Here is a 19,615-nt window from a genome sequence, read left to right as displayed (position 1 = left end):
TCTACTCTCTTTTCGGATGGTTAAATTCGTAATTATAATCAAAAATAACAATTAGGATACCCGCTAAGCCCATTAACATATAGATAAGTTGCTTAATGCCTGTTGTTCTTTGAAAATAAATGATAATAAATAAGCAGATAAAAAAGACAATAAAGCGAATAATCGTTCTTATATTAGCCTTCATTTTATATCCCCCCAACGTATTTCACTCGGATCCAAATGCATCTCAATGGATTCATTATTATCAAGATAAACGATAGTTGTTTGCGGATAATTGGTATTATTTATCACTGCATATTTCTTTTTCTCTGGATAAGCATGCACTTCAATATTCAAGTTAGTACTGTTCCATTTATTAAATTCAGCTTCTTTATTCGCTGCAAAATATAAAGCACGCATCAATATTCTGGCATTTTCAACACTATAAGGTAAGCCAGCAATATAAACGCCACGACCTTGTCCATAATTGTGGGCCGCTAGATGGACTTCTCCAAATTCTTTACCTTCTGCATTCGCTGGTAAAACGACACCATTCGCCTCATTATCTGACTGACCAGAACTGAATTCAATCACTTCGGTATCATGATAGAGGGCATAGACATTTTTCACACTTTCACCAAAATTCACTTTGTTAACATCCTTGATGTCTTCGGTAATAAAATGGGTGTCAACTTGTTGAGTAAAATATTTATCGACTGATAAACTATAGCCTATTTCACGTTCAACCCCTAAAATGTCGCCTAATTGAAAATAGCGTCCACCATGTTGGTAAGCTGTTGGTTCCCCTACACCAATTAAACCCCCACCTTGATACACAAATCGACGGATAGCCGTTACTAATTTTTCATTTGCCCAAAAACTGCCACCACTAAAGGAGGTTCCAGCATCGCCAGCATTAATTAAAACATCAATATCTTCTGGGACACCCTGTTCCATCACATCATCAAAGCTAATAAATTCAACCTCTACAGCGGCTCCACTTAAAACTTCCATAATTCCCATGTATGAATATGTTTGCTTATAAGGTAATTCGTGAGCCACCATATGACTTTGCCAAGTCCGTAATTTGCCCCAAGCATTTAAAATCCCTACTTTAAGGGCGCTATAAGGTTTGGTATCTTTTACGATATCGTAAATCTCACGAAATTCATCGGTTATTTGTTCAATATAATCAACAAATTTAGGGAATTGATAAGCTAAGCTTAAATAGCCACCATATCCGATACGGTCGACTGGTTTTCTCATAATAGCTCTTCTCGCTGTCAACCAATTTTGATTAGCTTCGATTGTGGGATCATTGCCTTCTTTAAAAACATCAGGGAAAAAGTAAGGTAAAAAGCGTCCTTCTGTATAGTTAACATGAGGAATATCAGAAATCAGACGCAAACTTGCGCCACCCCCAACGGAACCTACTACTGCATCTAATCCAATCTCTTTAAAATATTTGCCATAAGGCTCGGTACCAATCCAATTATCTCCTAGGAACATCATTGCTTCTTTCCCATGAGAATGAACAATATCGACTAATTTCTTCGCTTGTTGCGCCACATATCGACTTGTAAAATCAATATAATCTAAATATTCTTTACTTGGATTGCGATGCGTTGTATTATAATATCCTTGATCAACAATATGTTCAGGACGTAGACGATAGCCTTTCTCTTTAGCAAATAATTCCAAAGCTTCAGTAGAAATCGAAGCACCATAGCCAAACCAATCCACAAATTTTTCTTTTGCTAAATCATTAAAAATTAAAGTGAAATGATAAAAGAATGTTGTAAAGCGAACCACATCGGTTTGCGGATTTTCCTGACACCATTTTTCTAAATAATCTGACATATATTGATTAGAATGTAGCCCTGTAACATTAAATGGAATATCATGGGGAACCTCGTCGCCCCAATTATTAGTCATATGATTATACATATGAGTAGGATCCCAAATCTTATATGCTAGAAAAGAAACGGTATATTCATGAAATGGAATGGTATTGTTAATCTCTAAAGTCTCATCTTGTTGATTCACGCACCAATCCTCAATCGGTACCACTTGATTGGTCGTACGGTCGATCACTTCCCACCATTCTTTGGGATCATTATCAAAATTAGGCGTTAATTGTTCACGATAATAACCATCCATCAAACTAATGGTTAATGAGGTCTCGGTAGCTAAATTAAATTGTGACATCAAATATAATTGTTGACATTCCTCCATATGATCCTTAATAAAATCATTATGATTTCTAGCTACAAAATAGGTCGTATAGATTTTAGCATCCAATGATTTAATATCATCGGACAATTTAGTCCCGTCCGAATCGCGAATCGCATCCGCACCCCAACGTGCCATTAACTCTTTTGTCTCTTCTAAAAAATTATTCTCACTTGGTAAAGTAACTCTTCCTTTTGATTTCGCCATTTTCATACTCCTTCAATTATTCTTTAGAACCGCCAGCGGTCATTCCTTCTGTCAGTTGTTTCTGTACAAATATATACAATATTAATGTTGGTAACATCACCAATACCATCCCGGCATACAACTGACCGTATTGTTGAGCGGCATTTTGAGCAGCCATTAAATTCATTAAACCAACTGGCAATGTTTTTAACTCTTGTTTCGTCATTAATGTAAATGAAATAATGTATTCATTCCAAAAACTTAAAAAATTGAATAAAATAACCGTAATAATACTTGGTCTCGCCATTGGAATCATAATTTTAAGCATGGTCGTAAAATGACTCGCTCCATCAATCGAAGCTGCTTCTTCAAAGGTACTAGGCAACGAAATAAAATAACTCGACAATAAATGAATGGTAAAAGGTAAAGCCGTTGAAGCATAAACTAAAGCCAAAATAAAACGATTATTTAATAATAAAGGCATAATCTCTATTTTTTGCAAATCCACTAACATTAAGAAAATCGGCACCACAATATAGTTAACGTTAATAAAGAGGCCACCCTTAAACAATTGTTGTAAAATTCTTTTACCTGGAAAATTAAATCGTGCTAGCACATAGGCAGAAGGTAAAGCCGTTACCAGTAATATGATTAACGCCATCGCCGTTACGATCACTGAATTCCATAAATTTTCTCCCATACTGGCACGATTCCAAGCATCGATAAAGTTTTGGAAATAAAAGCCTTTCGGCCAATTCCAAGGTGAATGATAAAACTCACTATTTTGTTTTAAAGAGGCTAAAAATACCCAACCAACTGGAACGATAATTGAGATCGCTAACATTATCAGAACAAAATAAATAAAAATCTTGTATAATTTATTACTTGATTGATTCACGTATATGCCTCCTTTCTAATATTCTAAAATATCTCGCTTCGTAATCACACTAATAATGGCAGATAATAAGAATGAAAAAATAAAAATGATGACCCCGATAGCCATTCCATATCCTCTTACACCATTGGTATATGCTTGATTAAACATATAAGAAAGGACTACTTCACTCGCTCCATTAGGTCCGCCAGACGTCATCGTTTGAACCAATAAGAAACTTAAATTAATCGTACTAATGATGAAAAAGGCTAAAGTTGTACGAATATTATTCCACACTAAAGGTAATGTAATCGCAAAAAACTGTTTAAACTTGCCTGCCCCATCTAAATCTGCTGCTTCATAAAAACTATCTGGTATATTAGCCATTCCCGCCATATACATGACCATGTAATAACCAATCGCTTGCCAAATGAGGGCTCCGATAATCGCATAATTCACTAAATGTTTATCGCCTAGCCATAAAATTGGTGTTTCATTTCCTCGGAATAAATTTAAAATAGAATTTAATAAACCTTGGGTTGGATTATAGATTGCTGAGAAAATCCCCGCAATGACGACAATTGATAAAATATTAGGGATATAAAAAATGATTCTGAAGAAATTCTGTCCCACAATTTTTTCTCTTGATAAGACGGCCGCAAAAAATATTGAAATCGTTAAAGTCACAATCGTTACTATCACAATTGCTAAAATGGTATTTTGAAAAGCATGAATAAACTTCATATCAGACATCAATATTTTAAAGTTATTTAAACCGACAAATGTTTTATTCGCAGTGTACCCACTCCATTTGTATAAAGACATTCTAAAAACTTCAATTGTAGGATAAAGCATAAAGACAAAGAACAAAATAGTCGCAGGAAGTACACACATCCAAGCAAATCGTGTTCTTGATTTTTTCGTATCCATTTCATCACTCTCTTTTCACACTAATAAAAAATAAGAAATGTCCACCCACAAAGTAGACATTTCTAAAAACTAAACTACTCAGCAGGTAATACTGCTTCGAATTTTTCCATCATTTCAACGACACTCTTTTGCCAATCTGCTACTGATAAATCGCCTGATACAACTGAATCGAAGCTACCATATAAGGTACCACCTAAGTCAACCCCTTCAATTGATTCAACTGACACAAATCCACCCATACCAGGTAAGGTGCCGTCTTCATAAATATTATAGAAAACTTGTTGATCTTCAGGTAATTTTTCATTGATACCTTGAATTGGTTGAACAGCACCATGTTTCGCAAAAATTTCTGCTGCTTTATCAGAATATAAGAAAGCAATAAATTCTTTGGCTGCGTCTTTATTTTCGGCTGCTTCAGGAACCCAAATATGTTCTAAGAAGGTGTAAGCATAACGCTCACTGTCTTCACTTGTAGTTGGAATTGGCGCCATTCCCCATTCAAAACCTTCCGCTCTCGGTGCTTCTGACATTTCACCCACAACCCATGTACCATTTGGCATAAATAAGGCTTTATTATCTAAAACAAGTTGTTGATTACGCGTAAAGCCATCGGCATTCGCATTTGCGACAGTAGTCGGTTCAGTGTTTTCAGCTAATTTACCTAATACTTCAAAGATATTAGTTAATTCTTCACCTTCCCAGACCGCTTTATCATATTTCATAGCGGAGTCAAATAATTCTTGTCCTCCAGCTCCAAGAATAACGGATGAGAAGAAAGTATCTAAATATGAAGCCGTAGGATAAGTGAATAAGGCGATATTTTCAGCTTTAGCTTTCTCACCTAAATCCCACATTTCATCCCAAGTTTGAGGCACTTCCCAACCTTTTTCTTCAAATAATGCTTTATTATAGAATAAGCCTGTTGGACTATAGAACATTGGCATCAAATAAGTTTTATCATCCCCATAAGGATTAGTAGACGAAGAGGCAGTAAAGCCATCTAATAACTTATCAGCAACCGTTGCTTCTTCACCAGGGACCGTCATTTCTTTAATATCGGTAAGCTCAGCTAAAGCATGATCCTTAATTAAAGCTTCTGGTAAAGCTTTTTGGCGACTTAAAGCTAACATGACAACATCTGGAAAATCACCTGATTGTAATCTTGGTGACAGAGCATCTTCAATTTCTTTTTCTTGCATAAATTCGAACTCTACATTTGGATTGACTTCTTTGTAAGCCTCCATTATTTCATTCCAAACTTCGGTTCCATATGCCGTCTCAACAGCTGCAAAATCAATGACTGTTTTTTCCTCTGCTGAAATATTTGAAACTGATAAACTTGACAAGGCGATAACTGAAACAGCTAATGACATTAGGGCTTTTTTCATGTGAAATCTTCCTTTCCTTTTTTTATTACACCTTTAGTATAACGCTTTCATAACAATAATAAATGTAATATCTTGCGATAACGTTGCATTATGTTGTTAAAATGTTTAGAAAAATTAAAAAGTGGGATAAGCCATAAGATGAAAATTTTTGATTTTTCATTTCTTATGGCTTCCCCCAAACATCCGATAAATTATGATTTATATGCTAATGACGACTATAATAATAGACCTTGACGTTTTAAACTTCTTCTTTTCTATCAGATGAAATCAATCCTAAACTTATTAAAATGGCAGTTGCTGCAGCACCAAAGATAGCATATGGTTTAGCTTCACCTGTTTCAGGTAAAGTGCTTTCCTTATTTATTGCTTTTACATCACTAACCTCTGGACTAGTTTTATCTTGATTACCGTCCTTATTTTTTGTGAGGTCGTTATCCTTCGTCAAGTCATCCTCTTTCTCAGGTGCTTCTTCCTCTTCAGCAGGAGTGTCTCCATCGTCAGAAGGTGTTTCTTCTTCACTTGGAATCTCCTCCTCTTCAGAAGGTGTTTCCTCTTCACTTGGAGTCTCTTCATCTTCAGAAGGTGTTTCCTCTTCACTTGGAGTCTCTTCATCTTCAGATGGTGATTCTTCTTCATTTGGAGTCTCCTCCTCTTCAGAAGGTGTTTCCTCTTCAACTGGTGTTTCTTCATTATCTGAAGGTACTTCTCCTTCTAAAGCATTGAGCGCCTCTACTAGTTCCTCTTGAGCGGTTGGAGTCATGATATTTAATTCTTGATAACGGTCAAAGCGATCCGAAATTTCTTTAATCTCTTCTGCAGAGGCTTGACGATTTTTGGCTGATTCTAATGCTTTTTCATAAGGATCGAGGTCTAATTCATCCTCTAAATCAAGAATCGTTCTAAATCTTAATTCTGCCGCTGAAACATACTTATCAACCTCTCCTTCACTATTACCATACGTAGAAGTTGCAGTAAATATAATTTTAACAGCATTTAAAGTCTTGCCAAAATCAATCGTTTTAGTTTCACTATTATTTTCCCAATCTGAAAAATCAAAAATAAAACTTTGGTTATTATCATCGATGATTTCTAATTTTCCTGCTTTTACACGTCCGTTAACACCACTAGAACGGGGGATATAATCAAAATGAGTAATGCCAATTGCTTCTTTCAGGTTGAGGGTTGCTGGTTGACCAACACCGCCTCCACTCCATTCACTGTGCCATAAAGAATTTTCATTTTTATCGAGTGCTTTACTAATTGCTTGGTCTTCATCCTGTTCATTAGCCGTTGAAGAAGCCACATCGTCCCACATAATTTGATCTTTTTTCTCTTTCAAGGCAAATTTCTTTTCAAGAGCACGATCGACTAAATTATTAGCCTGATCAACCGTCAATTCTGACGCATCGGCATCGACTATTTTTCTTATAGCATCCTTATAAGCTCTCAATGTTGCTTCATCATAAATGCCATCTTCTACTGGAATAAGATAGGATAATCCTTGTTCGATAATCAATTCTGGCGTTACTTCTACCTCTTCAATTAACAAGTTATCCATTATAAAGTCTCCATATCCTTCAAAGTTGGATTGGTTACCTGAAGTTCCATGACTATCTCTCGCTTGAGTCGTTGAGAATATTCCTACCCAAGTTTGCCCTGTTTCATCACCTGTTACTAAATAATTGACTCTTTTCGCCTTATCTGAATCCTTCCAAGTATTATTTAGGAGATAAGAAGTCAAATGTTCTGGGGCACTATATCTTCCTGATCCAACAACAAAGGCATAACTATTATCAGAACCTGACTCATAATCGAAACTTACACGATAAGTTTTTCCAGCTTCAAATCTAAAGTTTTGTGGTATAGTTTGATACAATAAATTATTTCTACCATCTAAACCATTCGTTTTTAAACTCCAATTACCATCAATAACATCATCGATGCGCTTATTGTTCCAACCTCGTTGTGTATATGGTTCATTTTTTTCTGATAAATGCGTACGATTGTCTTGAACACCCTCAACGCCTCCAATAACAAATGGGAAGATACCTTGACCAACATTTTCAAAATCTTGGAAAAATACCCCTTCACCATTATCATGATTTCCTCCAAACATGGTCGATTTATTCTCAAAGATACGGAGATCATCAAAGTAGGTTGTGCCTTCTCCAGCTTCTTTAATTAATGTCAATGTTACATTAGAAACATCATCTCCAGTCGTAAAGAACACATACATATTTTGGAAATTGGATGTATCATCCACGGTAGCATTTTGTTTTAAGGTGTTATGACTATTGGCTTGAACATAATTATAAGCAATCGATTGCTCTGTATAATTGCTCACGCTCTTGTTACCATTATGAACCTTAATAATTGCTTTACTATTGGAGCGATTATCCACTCCTACATAGGCTGCGTATTGGGTATTGGGTTTTAAGTCAGTGAGTTTTTGCGTTAATACCACTTGATCATTGTTATCTGCGATAGACAACATTGGATTATCCCCTTGTGAGCGTACAATCGTAGCAGTTTCACTTGGTCCTGACTTATCCCAATGGTCTAAACTTCCCGAATTAAAGCCAGTATCGTTAAGATGCATTCCTTCAGACCAAGTCATTTCCTTATTTGCTTGGGGTGCTTGATATATCACATAAGGCGTACTTGCTTCGGTTTCGATTGTAATAGTCCCATCTACAACTTTGATCGCTTTTTCTTCTACACGACCTAAGTCTGTTAGACGGTAAAGATAAACGGTATCGGTGTTCCAATCTGTTGGTAACTCCCATGTGGATTGACCAGCAGTCATCGTATAATGATACAACTTACTTTGAGCTTGTTCGAGGTCATCACCCATTGCGGTCCAATTCCAAGGAATTAAGTACTTATCATTTTCATAAACTGTTTTACCATCTAATTTAATGGTTCGATAATTATAATCTGGTGAAGTTGGATCATTCGATTTACGCGTAATTTCAAGCTGACGTCCTTCACTATCTTTTAATTTGATTCTCATTTCTGGAACGAAACGATAGTTACTTCCTTCGTCTGACATCGTCACTTCTTCTCCGTCTTCCCAATTCGACACTTCAAAATGCTGAATAAATTTAGTTGGTACATTCACTTTAAATAAATTATCAATGTAGCCAGCGTAATCAGAACGTCCTTGCCATCCTTCGAAGTCTTTCATATCATAACCGAATAAAAGTGGTGAGACTGCTGAACCACCATATTTAGGAAACTGCCCAATCCAAGAATCTTTCTGATGATTTCGAATAAAACGAGCGATGTTAGAGTTTATACCTTTAAGTGTTGAGCCCCCATAAGTTAAATCCGCAGCCCAATGTTGGAAAGTAGAATCATACTCACCAGCATAACCCCACTCAAAGGTTGCACGCCAACCGAGTTCATTCAGTTCATTAGCTAATATATGCGTCATCCAAGCTCCATTATCACCCGATTGACCATTTCCCCATACATCAACATAAACGAAATCCAAGTTTTCACTGATTTCATTTTTTAAATCCATAAAACGATTAAAGCGACCATTAGCTAAGTCGAAACGTGCATCAATATTAATCCCTTGATCTAACCAATTCCAACCATAAGCAAATGAGCCATCTTTTTGACGTAGACGATCTTCTGTAAAGTATTTAGACTCTGGATAAGTTTCAGATGCATTAACATGAATTCCCAAACGAGCTCCATATTCTTTAGATAATGCTAATAAAGTTTTGAAGTCCTTCGTGCCACCAATACGTTGCCCAATATCAGCGTAATTTAAGTGACCAGAGTCATGACCTTCAGATCCATAACCTTTTAGTAAAATCGATTGACCCAAACCATCCGTATGTAAATTAATCTTTTTAATACCATCAAGCGTCATTAAAAATGGATTCTGTGCTTGAGAACCAAAATTCATTGCGATACGATAGGCCACTAATTCTGGAACATATTCCCAGCCCATTGGATTATTCATTATCTCACGATAAGCAATCGCGCCATCTTGCCAATCCACTTTTTCATCCTCATTAATATCTTGAGTAAAAACTATTTTGGCAGATGGCAAAATAAGTGTACGTGCATCAAATACTTTATTTTGATGTTCGCCTTCATAAATAAAAGGTGAACTTTTAATTCCTACATAGTTTTCTCCATTGGCAGAAAATTTATTCGCCCGTAAACGGTCATAAGACGTTAAATTAGTTGAATATTGTGAATTAGACCAAACACCAACGGCCACCTTCTCTGTTGAGACAAAACCATACATCAACCCTTTATCAAGATCTGACATGGTACGGGTAACGTCTGTATGGATATCACCATTGATTTTGGTATTGGTAGATAATGTTGACCCAGAGAATTTTGCTCCAGTTTGATCAGAACTAACCGCCACAAAATGTGCCCCCGGTATTTCAAATGTTTTAATTAATTTATCGGGATTATCAATTAATTGTCCATGGGTAATATTATTGTTATTTTGGATTTTTAGTACATCGAAATGCACTTGATTATTTACTGTTTTGATTTGTAAATCAATATCCGCATCAATGAAACTTTTAGCATTTTTAATTTTTAAATGATACAGAACGGTTGTTTCATTAATTTTTTCATAAGTGACATCAGGTTTTACTTCAATACCATTGACTTTTACCGTATCACTACTTACCACTTGCCCATGAATGTATTCTCCAGCATACTCATACGATTTGATACGTGGGAAAAGTTTATCGAATTTAGCAACAACTTGGTCAGATTGAATCACATCAAAACGATCTTCAGGCTCTGCTTCCACAATGGTATCATCCACTGTATCGGTTGGGGCTTCTGTTTCCACATTTTCCTGATTATCCATTTTGACATCAATAACCGTTTTTTGACCAGCATACTGTCCCAGTCTTAAAGCAATTCGATTTGAAACACGAACCTCCTTCAATACTTCTGAAGGAATATTCACCGTGTCAAAAGCTTGTTGATCATTGACTGTAGCATTCAGTTGTCCATCAGATTTCAAAGAAATCATTAATTTAGATAACACATCTTTAGCTGGAGCCTCGATACTACGAGGTCCTGTTGTATAAGCAGAACCCGCATCTGATTTGTATTCCCAGAACCATCCACCGCGATCATAACCTACAAAAAGATATTTGTTTGGATCATTATAGTTGAGCATCACACCAAAACGACCCTCTAAGGATTCTGAACGATCAACAAAATCTAATGTAAGAGTAGAATTACCAGAGTCATCTACTTTTAGAGCATCTTTTTCAAAAACAGCAATATTATTCCCATTGTCATGTTCTTCAGTTACTGATAAACGATTATAGCGCACGCCTTCTATCTCTTCGATTGAACTAGGTCCATCAATTGTTGAAGTTGATTGCCACTCTGTGTGAACTTGATCATTCTCAGTTGCAGCTTCATTTTTATTTACAGATTGAACATTCATTTTTTGTACGGTTGTTTCTGAATTCATTTCAGCTTGGTTGGTTTTCTCAGTTTGAGTTTCATCAACTATTGTTGCTTCTAGATTCGATTCAATGGCATCTGCAGATTCCAAACTTAACTCATCGTCAACAGTCTCATCGCGGTTCGTTTCGCTAGATACTGTGCTTTCAGGAATCGATTCGTCCACAATAGGTGTATTAACTTCGGTATTATTTTCTATGACTTCTTTAGCAGTTTCATTCATGTTAATCGATTCATCCACACCTGATTCAGGGACATCTGCTGTTTCTAAATCGGTTTCCGCAACAATATCTTCATCATTCATCATCTCGCGATTAGTTTCTTCACCTAATTTAATTTCAACCACCTCTTTTTCATCAAACTTACTTCATTAAGGATTAAAGTATCTTCAGATATACTATTATTGGTAGATTCTTCTAATACCGCAGTATTTTCAATTGGATTTTCTAGTGTGTCATTGGAATCCAATTCAGTCTGTGCACTAACCGGTTGCCCTGCAAATAAAAATGCGCCAATCATTACAGAACAAGTACCCACACTAAGTTTACGTATAGAGAACCGTTGTCGCTTTTCAAACATAAATTTATTATTACGCATGCTGTTCCTCCCAAATTTTTATAAATGTATTTCATTAAGAAAAATATATAGGACTTAGAAACTAAATTAACACTAAGAATACGGATTAATGATGTTTTACTTTAACTAACTTGTTTTATTTTCTCATCCTTTCATTAAGATTTAACGGAGCTTTTTTATTAGATAGCAAAATATTTAAAAAATAAAAGCTATCCGCTCTTTTCAAATCACACTACTTTTTCACTCCTTGCCCCAAGTATAACGTTTTCAAAAAAAGAAAAAATATGATATCTTGTGTTAACGTTGCATTTTCTTGTTAAATAGTATACGCTTACATTGTATAATAATGTTTTTTGGTAAATAATAATGATGATTAAATGACTAGGAGGTCCAAAATGTATTATAATTTCAATATTAAAAGACAAATAGATCCAAGTAATCTGCCTTATTTTGAAATTAGGTCCGTTAATCAAGCGAGTTATGATGCAAACTGGCATAGTGTGATGCATTACCATGATTTTACTGAAATAATTTTCATTCTTGAGGGTGAGGGACATATGCAAACCAATTTTGGGACGCAACCAGTCCAAAAAAATAGTCTTGTCATTATAAACCCCTTTATCGAACATACGGAACACTCTTCTATTGAAAAACCATTGAAATATGTAGTCATTGGCTTTAAAGGACCAGAGATAATTTTTCCTAATCAAATGCGCGAAAATGATTTAATCATGTTCAACGATGATTCTTTTGCTTTTAGAGCCCTATTCACACAAATAATTAAAGAAAGTGCTAAGCATCAACAATATACAAATCAAATTATTGAGCATTTAGTCAACGCTGTAATTTTTTCAATTATTAATGAGGCAAATACTGATTTGGATAATCACCAGAAAAATCTATTAAGTCCAAGTGTCACATTAGCTAAAAACTATATTGACAATAATTATTCAAAAAAAATCACACTTGAGACACTTGAAAGTCGATCCCATATTTCAAAATATCACTTATCTCACCTGTTTAAAGAAGAATTAGGCATTTCACCAATCAATTACTTACAAGATTTACGGTTTAAACATGCGCTAAACCTTTTAGAAACAACTAATCATTCGATTATACAGATTGCGGAAATGGTCGGCTTTTATTCAAGTAATTACTTTTCTAATAAATTTAAAGAGCGCTACCATGTCTCACCATTGCAATATCGAAAACAACATCAAAATCAAAGTGTAGCATTATCAATATGATAGTTGACAATCAAATATATTGCCTCCAAAAGTTAGATAAAAACTCTAACCTATGAGGGCAACTAAAAAACCGGCATTGCTGATGTGATCCCCGAAAGTTAGAGGTCACATCAGCAATGCCGGTTTTCTTAATTAATTTGCTGTTAGTCGAAGGATAATATTGTAACATTTCTTTATGCCTTTTTAATCCTTGTTCTGCCTAAAAAATTCACCTACACCCTTCCAATAAAAAATCGGCGAACTTGCGCCCGCCGAATAATTTTATTTAATTGACTATAATGTCTCTGCAATCTTCTTAACGAAGTCTTTTAGTTCTTCGCCAATCTCCTCATGTTCTAAGCCCACTAAGATACTTGACTTCATAAATTCTAATTTATTACCTACGTCAAAACGTTGTCCATTAAATTCTTTAGCAAAGACGCGTTGGGTTTTATTTAAGGTATCGATCGCATCAGTTAATTGAACTTCGCCACCTGCACCGACTTCTTGTTTTTCTAATAAATCAAAGATTTCTGGTGTTAATAAGTAACGACCAATAATCGCTAAATCACTTGGTGCGTCTTCCATTTTTGGTTTTTCAACGAATCTTTTAACATTATATAGGCCTTCTTCTAATTGGCTCTCGATGTCGATAACACCATATTTACTAATGTCTTCCATCGGCATTTTCATGACTGCAATGTTTGAGGCATGATTTTGTTCATAAGCATCGATTAATTGTTTAGTTAGAGGCACTTCGTCACGCATGATGTCATCACCTAACATTACCACAAAGGGTTCGTCACCGATAAAGCTTTTAGCTTGTAATACCGCATCACCTAATCCTTTTGGATAGGGTTGGCGCACAAAGAACATTCTAATACCAGTTGTTTCACGGACAATATCTAATAACTCTTGTTTACCTTTCATTTCAAGGTTAGATTCTAACTCAATGTTAGAGTCAAAGTGGTCTTCAATCGCACGTTTACTTTTTCCAGTTACGATTAAAATCTCTTCAATTCCTGAAGCTAATGCTTCTTCTACAATAAATTGAATCGATGGTTTATCAACAATTGGAATCATTTCCTTAGCAATTGCTTTGGTTGCTGGTAAAAAGCGTGTTCCAAGTCCTGCTGCTGGAATCACAGCTTTTCTAACTTTAGACATATATATACCTCTTTCTATTCAATATTTAATGATTGATTTCATTGTACACTATTTTAACTCATCACGCCACCATTTTGTTATTTAAAATATCAATGTTCAATAAAAATTTGCTTTTTAATATGATTAACGGTATAATTTTGCTTGTTACTAAATAAAAATGTTACTTTAAATAACAAAGGAGTCCATTATGAAAAAATTATCAGTTCAATTATTAGCTGAAACTGTTACGAACAAACGCAAAGCGAAAGATTTAACGCAAGCCCAATTATCAGAATTGACCGGCATCAACCGTTCTTTAATCGGACGTATTGAAAACTTAGACTACTTACCGATGATCAATCAATTAGAAAGCTTGGCAGAAGCATTAAATTTTGACGTGACTGAATTATTCGTAGAAGAAAAAGTTGAAACGAAAAAAGCAGCACCAAAATCATATAAAATTGCGGTTGCTGGAACAGGTTATGTTGGATTATCTTTAGCGGTCTTATTAGCGCAACATAATCAAGTGACAGCGGTTGATATCGTTCAAGAAAAAGTAGACATGATTAATAATAAAAAGTCACCTATTCAAGATGACTATATCGAAGAATATTTAGCAGAAAAGGATTTGAATTTAACTGCTACTTTAGATGGCGAAAAAGCCTATGCTGATGCGGATTATGTCATTATCGCGGCTCCAACTAATTATGATAGTAAATTGAATTTCTTTGATACTTCAGCGGTTGAGACTGTGATTGAGATAGTATTAAAAGCTAATCCTAATGCGACGATGATTATTAAGTCAACCATTCCCGTTGGATATACTGAATCTGTTCGTAAAAAATACAATACAAAAAACATCTTATTCAGTCCAGAGTTCTTACGTGAATCAAAAGCATTATACGATAACTTATATCCTTCACGTATTATCGTTTCTTGTGATGAAGAATCGCGTGAACAAGCAGAAATCTTTGCACAATTATTACAAGCTGGCGCATTAATCGACGATGTCCCTACCTTATTTATGGGATTCACAGAAGCAGAAGCGGTTAAATTATTCGCCAATACCTATTTAGCCTTACGTGTTTCCTATTTCAATGAATTAGATACTTATGCCGATACCAAAGGCTTAAATACGAAAGACATTATCGATGGTGTTGGATTAGATCCGCGTATTGGCACCCACTATAATAACCCTTCATTTGGTTATGGTGGTTATTGCTTACCGAAAGATACGAAACAATTATTAGCTAACTTTGATGATGTTCCACAAAATATGATTACAGCGATTGTTGAATCAAACCGTACTCGTAAAGATTATATTGCAGATCGTGTATTAGAATTAAGTGGTGCGCATTCTTATGATGGCACTTGGGATGAGACGAGAGAAAAAGAGACGGTTATTGGGATTTACCGCTTAACGATGAAGAGTAATTCTGATAACTTCCGTCAATCAGCGATTCAAGGCGTCATGAAACGAATCAAAGCGAAAGGTGCTAAAGTGGTCATTTATGAACCTACTTTAGAAGCAGGTACCACTTTCTTTGGCAGTGAAGTAATCGGTGACTTAGATGAATTCAAACAATTATCTCAAGCGATTATCGTGAACCGTTATGATAGCCAATTAGATGATGTAAAAGATAAAGTATTTACACGTGATATCTTTATGAGAGATTAATAGATAAAAGAGTCTGAGAAAAATATCAGGCTCTTTTTTCAATTTTTTTCTTTAATTTGACTTCTACTTTTGTTGCAAATAAATGATTTTAAAATTAACTATTTTAAACAATTTCGTAGTTTTCTTTTTTATTAATTTACACTTTATTCCTAAAAATAATTACATATTTTTGTAACTATATATTTTTTGAGCTAGAAGCTTTCCACCGTCTTAAATAAATACTCCTTTACAGTAACTGAGAATGCATAAAAGCCACCATGTACTCCGATGCCTTCTCAGTCATCAAAATTTACATGATAGCTTAACTAAATATACACAGTCGCAAACAATTGAATATATATCAACCAAGCCATTAAGAAGCAGTATGATACCATTCAACCACTGCGCTGATACATAATGAACAGTAACTTGATTGATTTTATCAAGTCTTTGCTCAGCGTCTTTAATCCACCAATCAATACCGCTCACCCACCGCGCTGATAATTAACGAACAATAACTTCACTGAATTTATCAAGTTTTGGACCAGCCTCATTCAACTGTCAAATGTCTTTTACTCTTCTAAACCTTACTTTCTGTCCACTATTATCTATGTCAAAAATAGAATGATAATCACTAGCAAGACTCCCAATGACATTGACTTTGTCGTCGGCTGGTAAATCTCTGCCTAGTATTTGTAATTCTCCTTCATAGCGTCCATATTTATCATTATCGATAGTGATGCTTCCTTTGTCCCGTTTTTGAGAATTTTTATCTGGCTGATAGGTATTGGCAACCAAGTTTTCTCTTAAATCGGATACTCTCAACAGCATTTTCGGTGAATCCAAGCGAATGGTTAGTACTCGGTTATATAACCATGTATAAGATTCTTCGAGGTTCACTGGTAAATCCATCACATCTTGATTGACATAATTATCAATTGCTTCAAGTTGTTGCGTTGATAATGCAAGATCTCCTAGAAATACCGCGTCCGCACCCCATTCAAGGAGTTGTCGATAGGCCAAAACTGGTGGTAAATGACGTGTGACTTCTACTGTTGGTAGTCCTAAAGCAAGCGGTCCACGTTTTGCTTTATCGCCAGCGATAAAGGCTAACACTTCAAAACCATCATTTTTGAAAGTTTGATTGATGGCTACAAACTGTTCGATATCGAGTCCTGTTTCGGGACGAGGATAAAAATTATGCATGACCATTATTTTATGACCTAATTGATCTTTCAAACGTAAAATTTCTTCCCTTTGTTTTTGCTGGGTTGAGGCATTGATGGTTAAATCGATATGCCGTGGTAATGTTGCAAGTTCCTCATAACTAATTCCAAAATCAATTCTTAAGTTATCAATCGGGTATGCTTCAACGAGTTCAGTTAAATTTTTCACGTTTAAAAACTTTAGTATATGGTGACTGACATCGGCAATGACATAAAATTGTTCGCTTTTCAACCACGCTAGCATTGTTTTAATTTTTGAAGCATAGTTACTGGATACCTCTTCGGGGATATGCAAGGAGGTAAATACTCTTCGTTCCTTGATCGCTAATTGGGTTAACCATTGCTTTTGCTCTTCAAAATGGCTAGCGTAGATGGAAAAGCCAAGTGGCTTATGCATTCGTTAAGTCCTCTGGTTTAATCATAATGCTTGTTACCACAAAGCCACCAATATAAGCGATAACTAAACCGATGAAATAATGAATCATGGTACTTGGAGTCATTAATGGTAAGGCTACTAAACCGGATGGTCCCCATGCAGTCGCTCTAACGCCCATCAACATTGCATACGCACCACCAAATCCTGCACCTAATCCTGCTGTGATGAATGGTTTACCCAAAGGTAAAGTAACCCCATAAATTAAGGGTTCACCAATTCCTAAAAATCCTGCTGGTAAGGCACCGGCAATGACTTTTTGTAGTCTTTCATCCTTCGTTTGTCTTGCTTTTAGGTAAATAGCAATGGCTGCTCCTACTTGTCCAGCACCGGCCATCGCTAATACTGGGAATAGCGATACACCACCCATTTGTTCTAATTGAATCGCATAGATCGGAATCAATCCATGGTGTAATCCTAATAATACCATTGGTAAGAATACAGCTGATAAAATATAACCTGATAGTACGCTAATGATTGGGTTATTCGATGCAATAAAGATATTTAAGAATTTAACTAACCAATCAGATAAGAAACCTGACACTGGCATTACTAATAATGCCATAATAATAGCAGTCAATAATAAGCTTACAACAGGTGTGACGATTAAGTCTAATACATCTGGAACCACTTTACGCATTGCTTTTTCAATACGTGATAGGATATAAACACCTAAGATTACCCCAATAATTCCCCCTTTACCGGTCGTTAAGATTGAGTTTAATGGTGTTTCCGCATCATATAAACCAAGCAATGTTGAGAATTCTACGATTGGAGCCGCAATCGACATTGCTCCAACCATTCCACCTAGCGCTTCAGTTGCTCCAAATTGTTTCGCTGAATTAATACCAGTATAGATAGCAAAGTATCCTAGGAAGCTGGTCCCGATTAGTGAGAAGATAATTCTAGTACCTTCCCAGAAATCGCCACTTAAAGTTCCTTGCGTAATCAATTGACCAAGTAAACTACCAAAGCCTTGGAAAATACCGGCTGCAATAATAGCTGGAATTAATGGAATAAAGATATTAGCAATAAGTTCTAATGCTTGTTTTAATTTACTTTTATGTTGTTTTGATTTAACGGATTGTTTGTTTAATTTCCAATCTTCATTTGATTCATCAATATTTAATTCAGGACTTGATTTAAATTTGTAGGTTTCGATCATTTCATCGGCTACCTTACGTGCTTTTCCTGGTCCTACTACCACTTGTACAGTATCCGCATCGACAACCCCCATCACGTCTTCAATATTTTTTAAACCTTCAAAATCGATTATTTCTCGATTTTTAGGTGTGATTCTTAAACGCGTCATACAGTTAGTAACAGAGGCAATATTCGATTCGCCACCTATTTTTTCTACTATTTGTTTAATTAACTCAGCATTACTTGCCATTTTCATTTCCTCCATTCGTATTGTTTAAACGAATTGCTTCTCTAATATGTCCTTCTGATTTTTCTAATAATTTCCTTGCTTTATCAAAGTCAATATCTAATATGATCATTAGAATAGCTGTCTTAACATCGCCTTTGCTTTCGGTTAAAGTTTGTTGGGCTACTTCAAGACTGACTCCTGTTGCTTCACAAACAATTTTTTGTGAACGGCGAACCAGTTTTTCATTTGTTGCTTGAACATCTACCATCAAATTTTGATAAACTTTACCTTGTTTTACCATTGAAACGGTGGATAACATATTTAAAATTAATTTTTGAACCGTTCCGGCTTTTAATCGAGTTGAACCGGTCAAGACTTCTGGTCCTGGCACCGCTTCGATCACGATTTTAGCCACTTTTCCGATCTCACTTTCTTTGTTACAGGCAATCGAAACCGTATGTGCTCCTACCTGATTAGCATAATTCAATCCGCCAATTACATAAGGGGTTCGGCCACTAGCGGCAATCCCTACTACTACATCGTCTGCACTTAATTCGATAGCCGTCAAATCGGCTTTCGCCATTTCTTGACTGTCTTCTGCTCCTTCTACCGCAAACATCATCGCCTCTTGACCACCAGCAATTAAGCCTTGAACCATTTCTGGGGAGGTCCCAAATGTGGGCACGCATTCTGCAGCATCTAACACACCAAGTCGTCCACTGGTTCCAGCACCTATATAAATTAATCGTCCTCCTTTCTTAAATGCTTGATCGATTACGGTAACGGCTTGTTCAATTTGTGGTAGTACTGCTTTAATGGCTAGAGGCACTTTTTGATCTTCTTCGTTCATTATGGTTAATATTTCATGAATCGACATTTCATCCAAATGCATCGTATTAGGATTTCTAGTTTCGGTGCTCATTC

13 protein-coding genes are annotated in these 19,615 nt (G+C 35.7%); 2 read left to right on the top strand and 11 right to left on the bottom strand.

What is annotated here, in order from left to right:
• Window position 1 precedes the first annotated feature (1 nt).
• The 7 genes from CYJ72_RS09780 to CYJ72_RS09750 form a co-directional block, all read right to left on the bottom strand.
• Window positions 2-184, bottom strand: a complete 183-nt coding sequence (locus CYJ72_RS09780) for a DUF6903 family protein (protein WP_071407748.1) — start codon at window positions 182-184, stop codon at window positions 2-4.
• Window positions 181-2,418, bottom strand: a complete 2,238-nt coding sequence (gene gnpA / locus CYJ72_RS09775; protein WP_284629690.1) for a 1,3-beta-galactosyl-N-acetylhexosamine phosphorylase — start codon at window positions 2,416-2,418, stop codon at window positions 181-183. The genes CYJ72_RS09780 and gnpA overlap by 4 nt, the downstream gene beginning before the upstream one ends.
• A gap of 16 nt (window positions 2,419-2,434) precedes the next feature.
• Window positions 2,435-3,295: a carbohydrate ABC transporter permease gene (locus CYJ72_RS09770; protein ID WP_284629688.1), complete on the bottom strand. Its 861-nt coding sequence runs from the start codon at window positions 3,293-3,295 to the stop codon at window positions 2,435-2,437.
• 15 nt (window positions 3,296-3,310) lie between these two features.
• Window positions 3,311-4,201 carry a carbohydrate ABC transporter permease gene (locus tag CYJ72_RS09765; protein WP_066124913.1) on the bottom strand — a complete coding sequence of 297 codons (891 nt, stop codon included), beginning with the start codon at window positions 4,199-4,201 and terminating at the stop codon, window positions 3,311-3,313.
• Window positions 4,202-4,275: 74 nt separating this feature from the next.
• A complete protein-coding gene (locus tag CYJ72_RS09760) occupies window positions 4,276-5,589 on the bottom strand; it encodes a carbohydrate ABC transporter substrate-binding protein (protein WP_284629685.1) in 1,314 nt (437 codons plus the stop codon).
• A 238-nt stretch (window positions 5,590-5,827) separates the two neighbouring features.
• Entirely contained in the window at window positions 5,828-11,401 is a 5,574-nt protein-coding gene (locus CYJ72_RS09755) for an endo-alpha-N-acetylgalactosaminidase family protein (protein ID WP_284629683.1), read from the bottom strand.
• Window positions 11,383-11,652 (bottom strand): YSIRK-type signal peptide-containing protein, encoded by a 270-nt coding sequence (locus CYJ72_RS09750; protein WP_066124919.1) that lies wholly within the window; start codon window positions 11,650-11,652, stop codon window positions 11,383-11,385. The genes CYJ72_RS09755 and CYJ72_RS09750 overlap by 19 nt, the downstream gene beginning before the upstream one ends.
• 374 nt (window positions 11,653-12,026) lie before the next feature.
• Between CYJ72_RS09750 and CYJ72_RS09745 the strand changes: the two genes are divergently transcribed.
• Window positions 12,027-12,878, top strand: coding sequence for an AraC family transcriptional regulator (locus CYJ72_RS09745; protein WP_284629680.1), 852 nt, complete (start codon window positions 12,027-12,029; stop codon window positions 12,876-12,878).
• 273 nt (window positions 12,879-13,151) lie between these two features.
• Here the strand turns inward: CYJ72_RS09745 and galU are convergent, their stop codons facing one another.
• Entirely contained in the window at window positions 13,152-14,024 is an 873-nt protein-coding gene (gene galU, locus CYJ72_RS09740; protein WP_284629678.1) for a UTP--glucose-1-phosphate uridylyltransferase GalU, read from the bottom strand.
• A 187-nt stretch (window positions 14,025-14,211) separates the two neighbouring features.
• Between galU and CYJ72_RS09735 the strand changes: the two genes are divergently transcribed.
• Window positions 14,212-15,681, top strand: coding sequence for a nucleotide sugar dehydrogenase (locus CYJ72_RS09735; RefSeq protein WP_284629676.1), 1,470 nt, complete (start codon window positions 14,212-14,214; stop codon window positions 15,679-15,681).
• 540 nt (window positions 15,682-16,221) lie between these two features.
• Here the strand turns inward: CYJ72_RS09735 and CYJ72_RS09730 are convergent.
• Genes CYJ72_RS09730 through murQ form a run of 3 tightly spaced genes read right to left on the bottom strand, consistent with a single transcriptional unit; the run spans window position 16,222 to window position 19,613 of the window.
• Complete coding sequence (locus tag CYJ72_RS09730; RefSeq protein WP_284629674.1) at window positions 16,222-17,283, bottom strand: MupG family TIM beta-alpha barrel fold protein; 1,062 nt, start codon at window positions 17,281-17,283, stop codon at window positions 16,222-16,224.
• Window positions 17,276-18,712 carry a PTS transporter subunit EIIC gene (locus CYJ72_RS09725; protein WP_284629672.1) on the bottom strand — a complete coding sequence of 479 codons (1,437 nt, stop codon included), beginning with the start codon at window positions 18,710-18,712 and terminating at the stop codon, window positions 17,276-17,278. The genes CYJ72_RS09730 and CYJ72_RS09725 overlap by 8 nt, the downstream gene beginning before the upstream one ends.
• Window positions 18,702-19,613, bottom strand: a complete 912-nt coding sequence (gene murQ, locus CYJ72_RS09720) for an N-acetylmuramic acid 6-phosphate etherase (protein ID WP_431606510.1) — start codon at window positions 19,611-19,613, stop codon at window positions 18,702-18,704. The genes CYJ72_RS09725 and murQ overlap by 11 nt, the downstream gene beginning before the upstream one ends.
• Window positions 19,614-19,615 lie beyond the last annotated feature (2 nt).

The sequence above is a fragment of the Globicatella sanguinis genome, from assembly GCF_002847845.2.
Lineage (GTDB): Bacteria > Bacillota > Bacilli > Lactobacillales > Aerococcaceae > Globicatella > Globicatella sanguinis.
This window is presented reverse-complemented; position numbering and strand designations above follow the sequence as displayed.

Bases quoted from the DNA above. Each gene is read 5' to 3' on its own strand.
- CYJ72_RS09780 (WP_071407748.1), bottom strand. From the start codon at position 184: ATGAAGGCTAATATAAGAACGATTATTCGCTTTATTGTCTTTTTTATC.
- gnpA (WP_284629690.1), bottom strand. From the start codon at position 2,418: ATGGCGAAATCAAAAGGAAGAGTTACTTTACCAAGTGAGAATAATTTT.
- CYJ72_RS09765 (WP_066124913.1), bottom strand. From the start codon at position 4,201: ATGGATACGAAAAAATCAAGAACACGATTTGCTTGGATGTGTGTACTT.
- CYJ72_RS09760 (WP_284629685.1), bottom strand. From the start codon at position 5,589: ATGAAAAAAGCCCTAATGTCATTAGCTGTTTCAGTTATCGCCTTGTCA.
- CYJ72_RS09750 (WP_066124919.1), bottom strand. From the start codon at position 11,652: ATGCGTAATAATAAATTTATGTTTGAAAAGCGACAACGGTTCTCTATA.
- CYJ72_RS09745 (WP_284629680.1), top strand. From the start codon at position 12,027: ATGTATTATAATTTCAATATTAAAAGACAAATAGATCCAAGTAATCTG.
- galU (WP_284629678.1), bottom strand. From the start codon at position 14,024: ATGTCTAAAGTTAGAAAAGCTGTGATTCCAGCAGCAGGACTTGGAACA.
- CYJ72_RS09735 (WP_284629676.1), top strand. From the start codon at position 14,212: ATGAAAAAATTATCAGTTCAATTATTAGCTGAAACTGTTACGAACAAA.
- CYJ72_RS09730 (WP_284629674.1), bottom strand. From the start codon at position 17,283: ATGCATAAGCCACTTGGCTTTTCCATCTACGCTAGCCATTTTGAAGAG.
- CYJ72_RS09725 (WP_284629672.1), bottom strand. From the start codon at position 18,712: ATGGCAAGTAATGCTGAGTTAATTAAACAAATAGTAGAAAAAATAGGT.
- murQ (WP_431606510.1), bottom strand. From the start codon at position 19,613: ATGAGCACCGAAACTAGAAATCCTAATACGATGCATTTGGATGAAATG.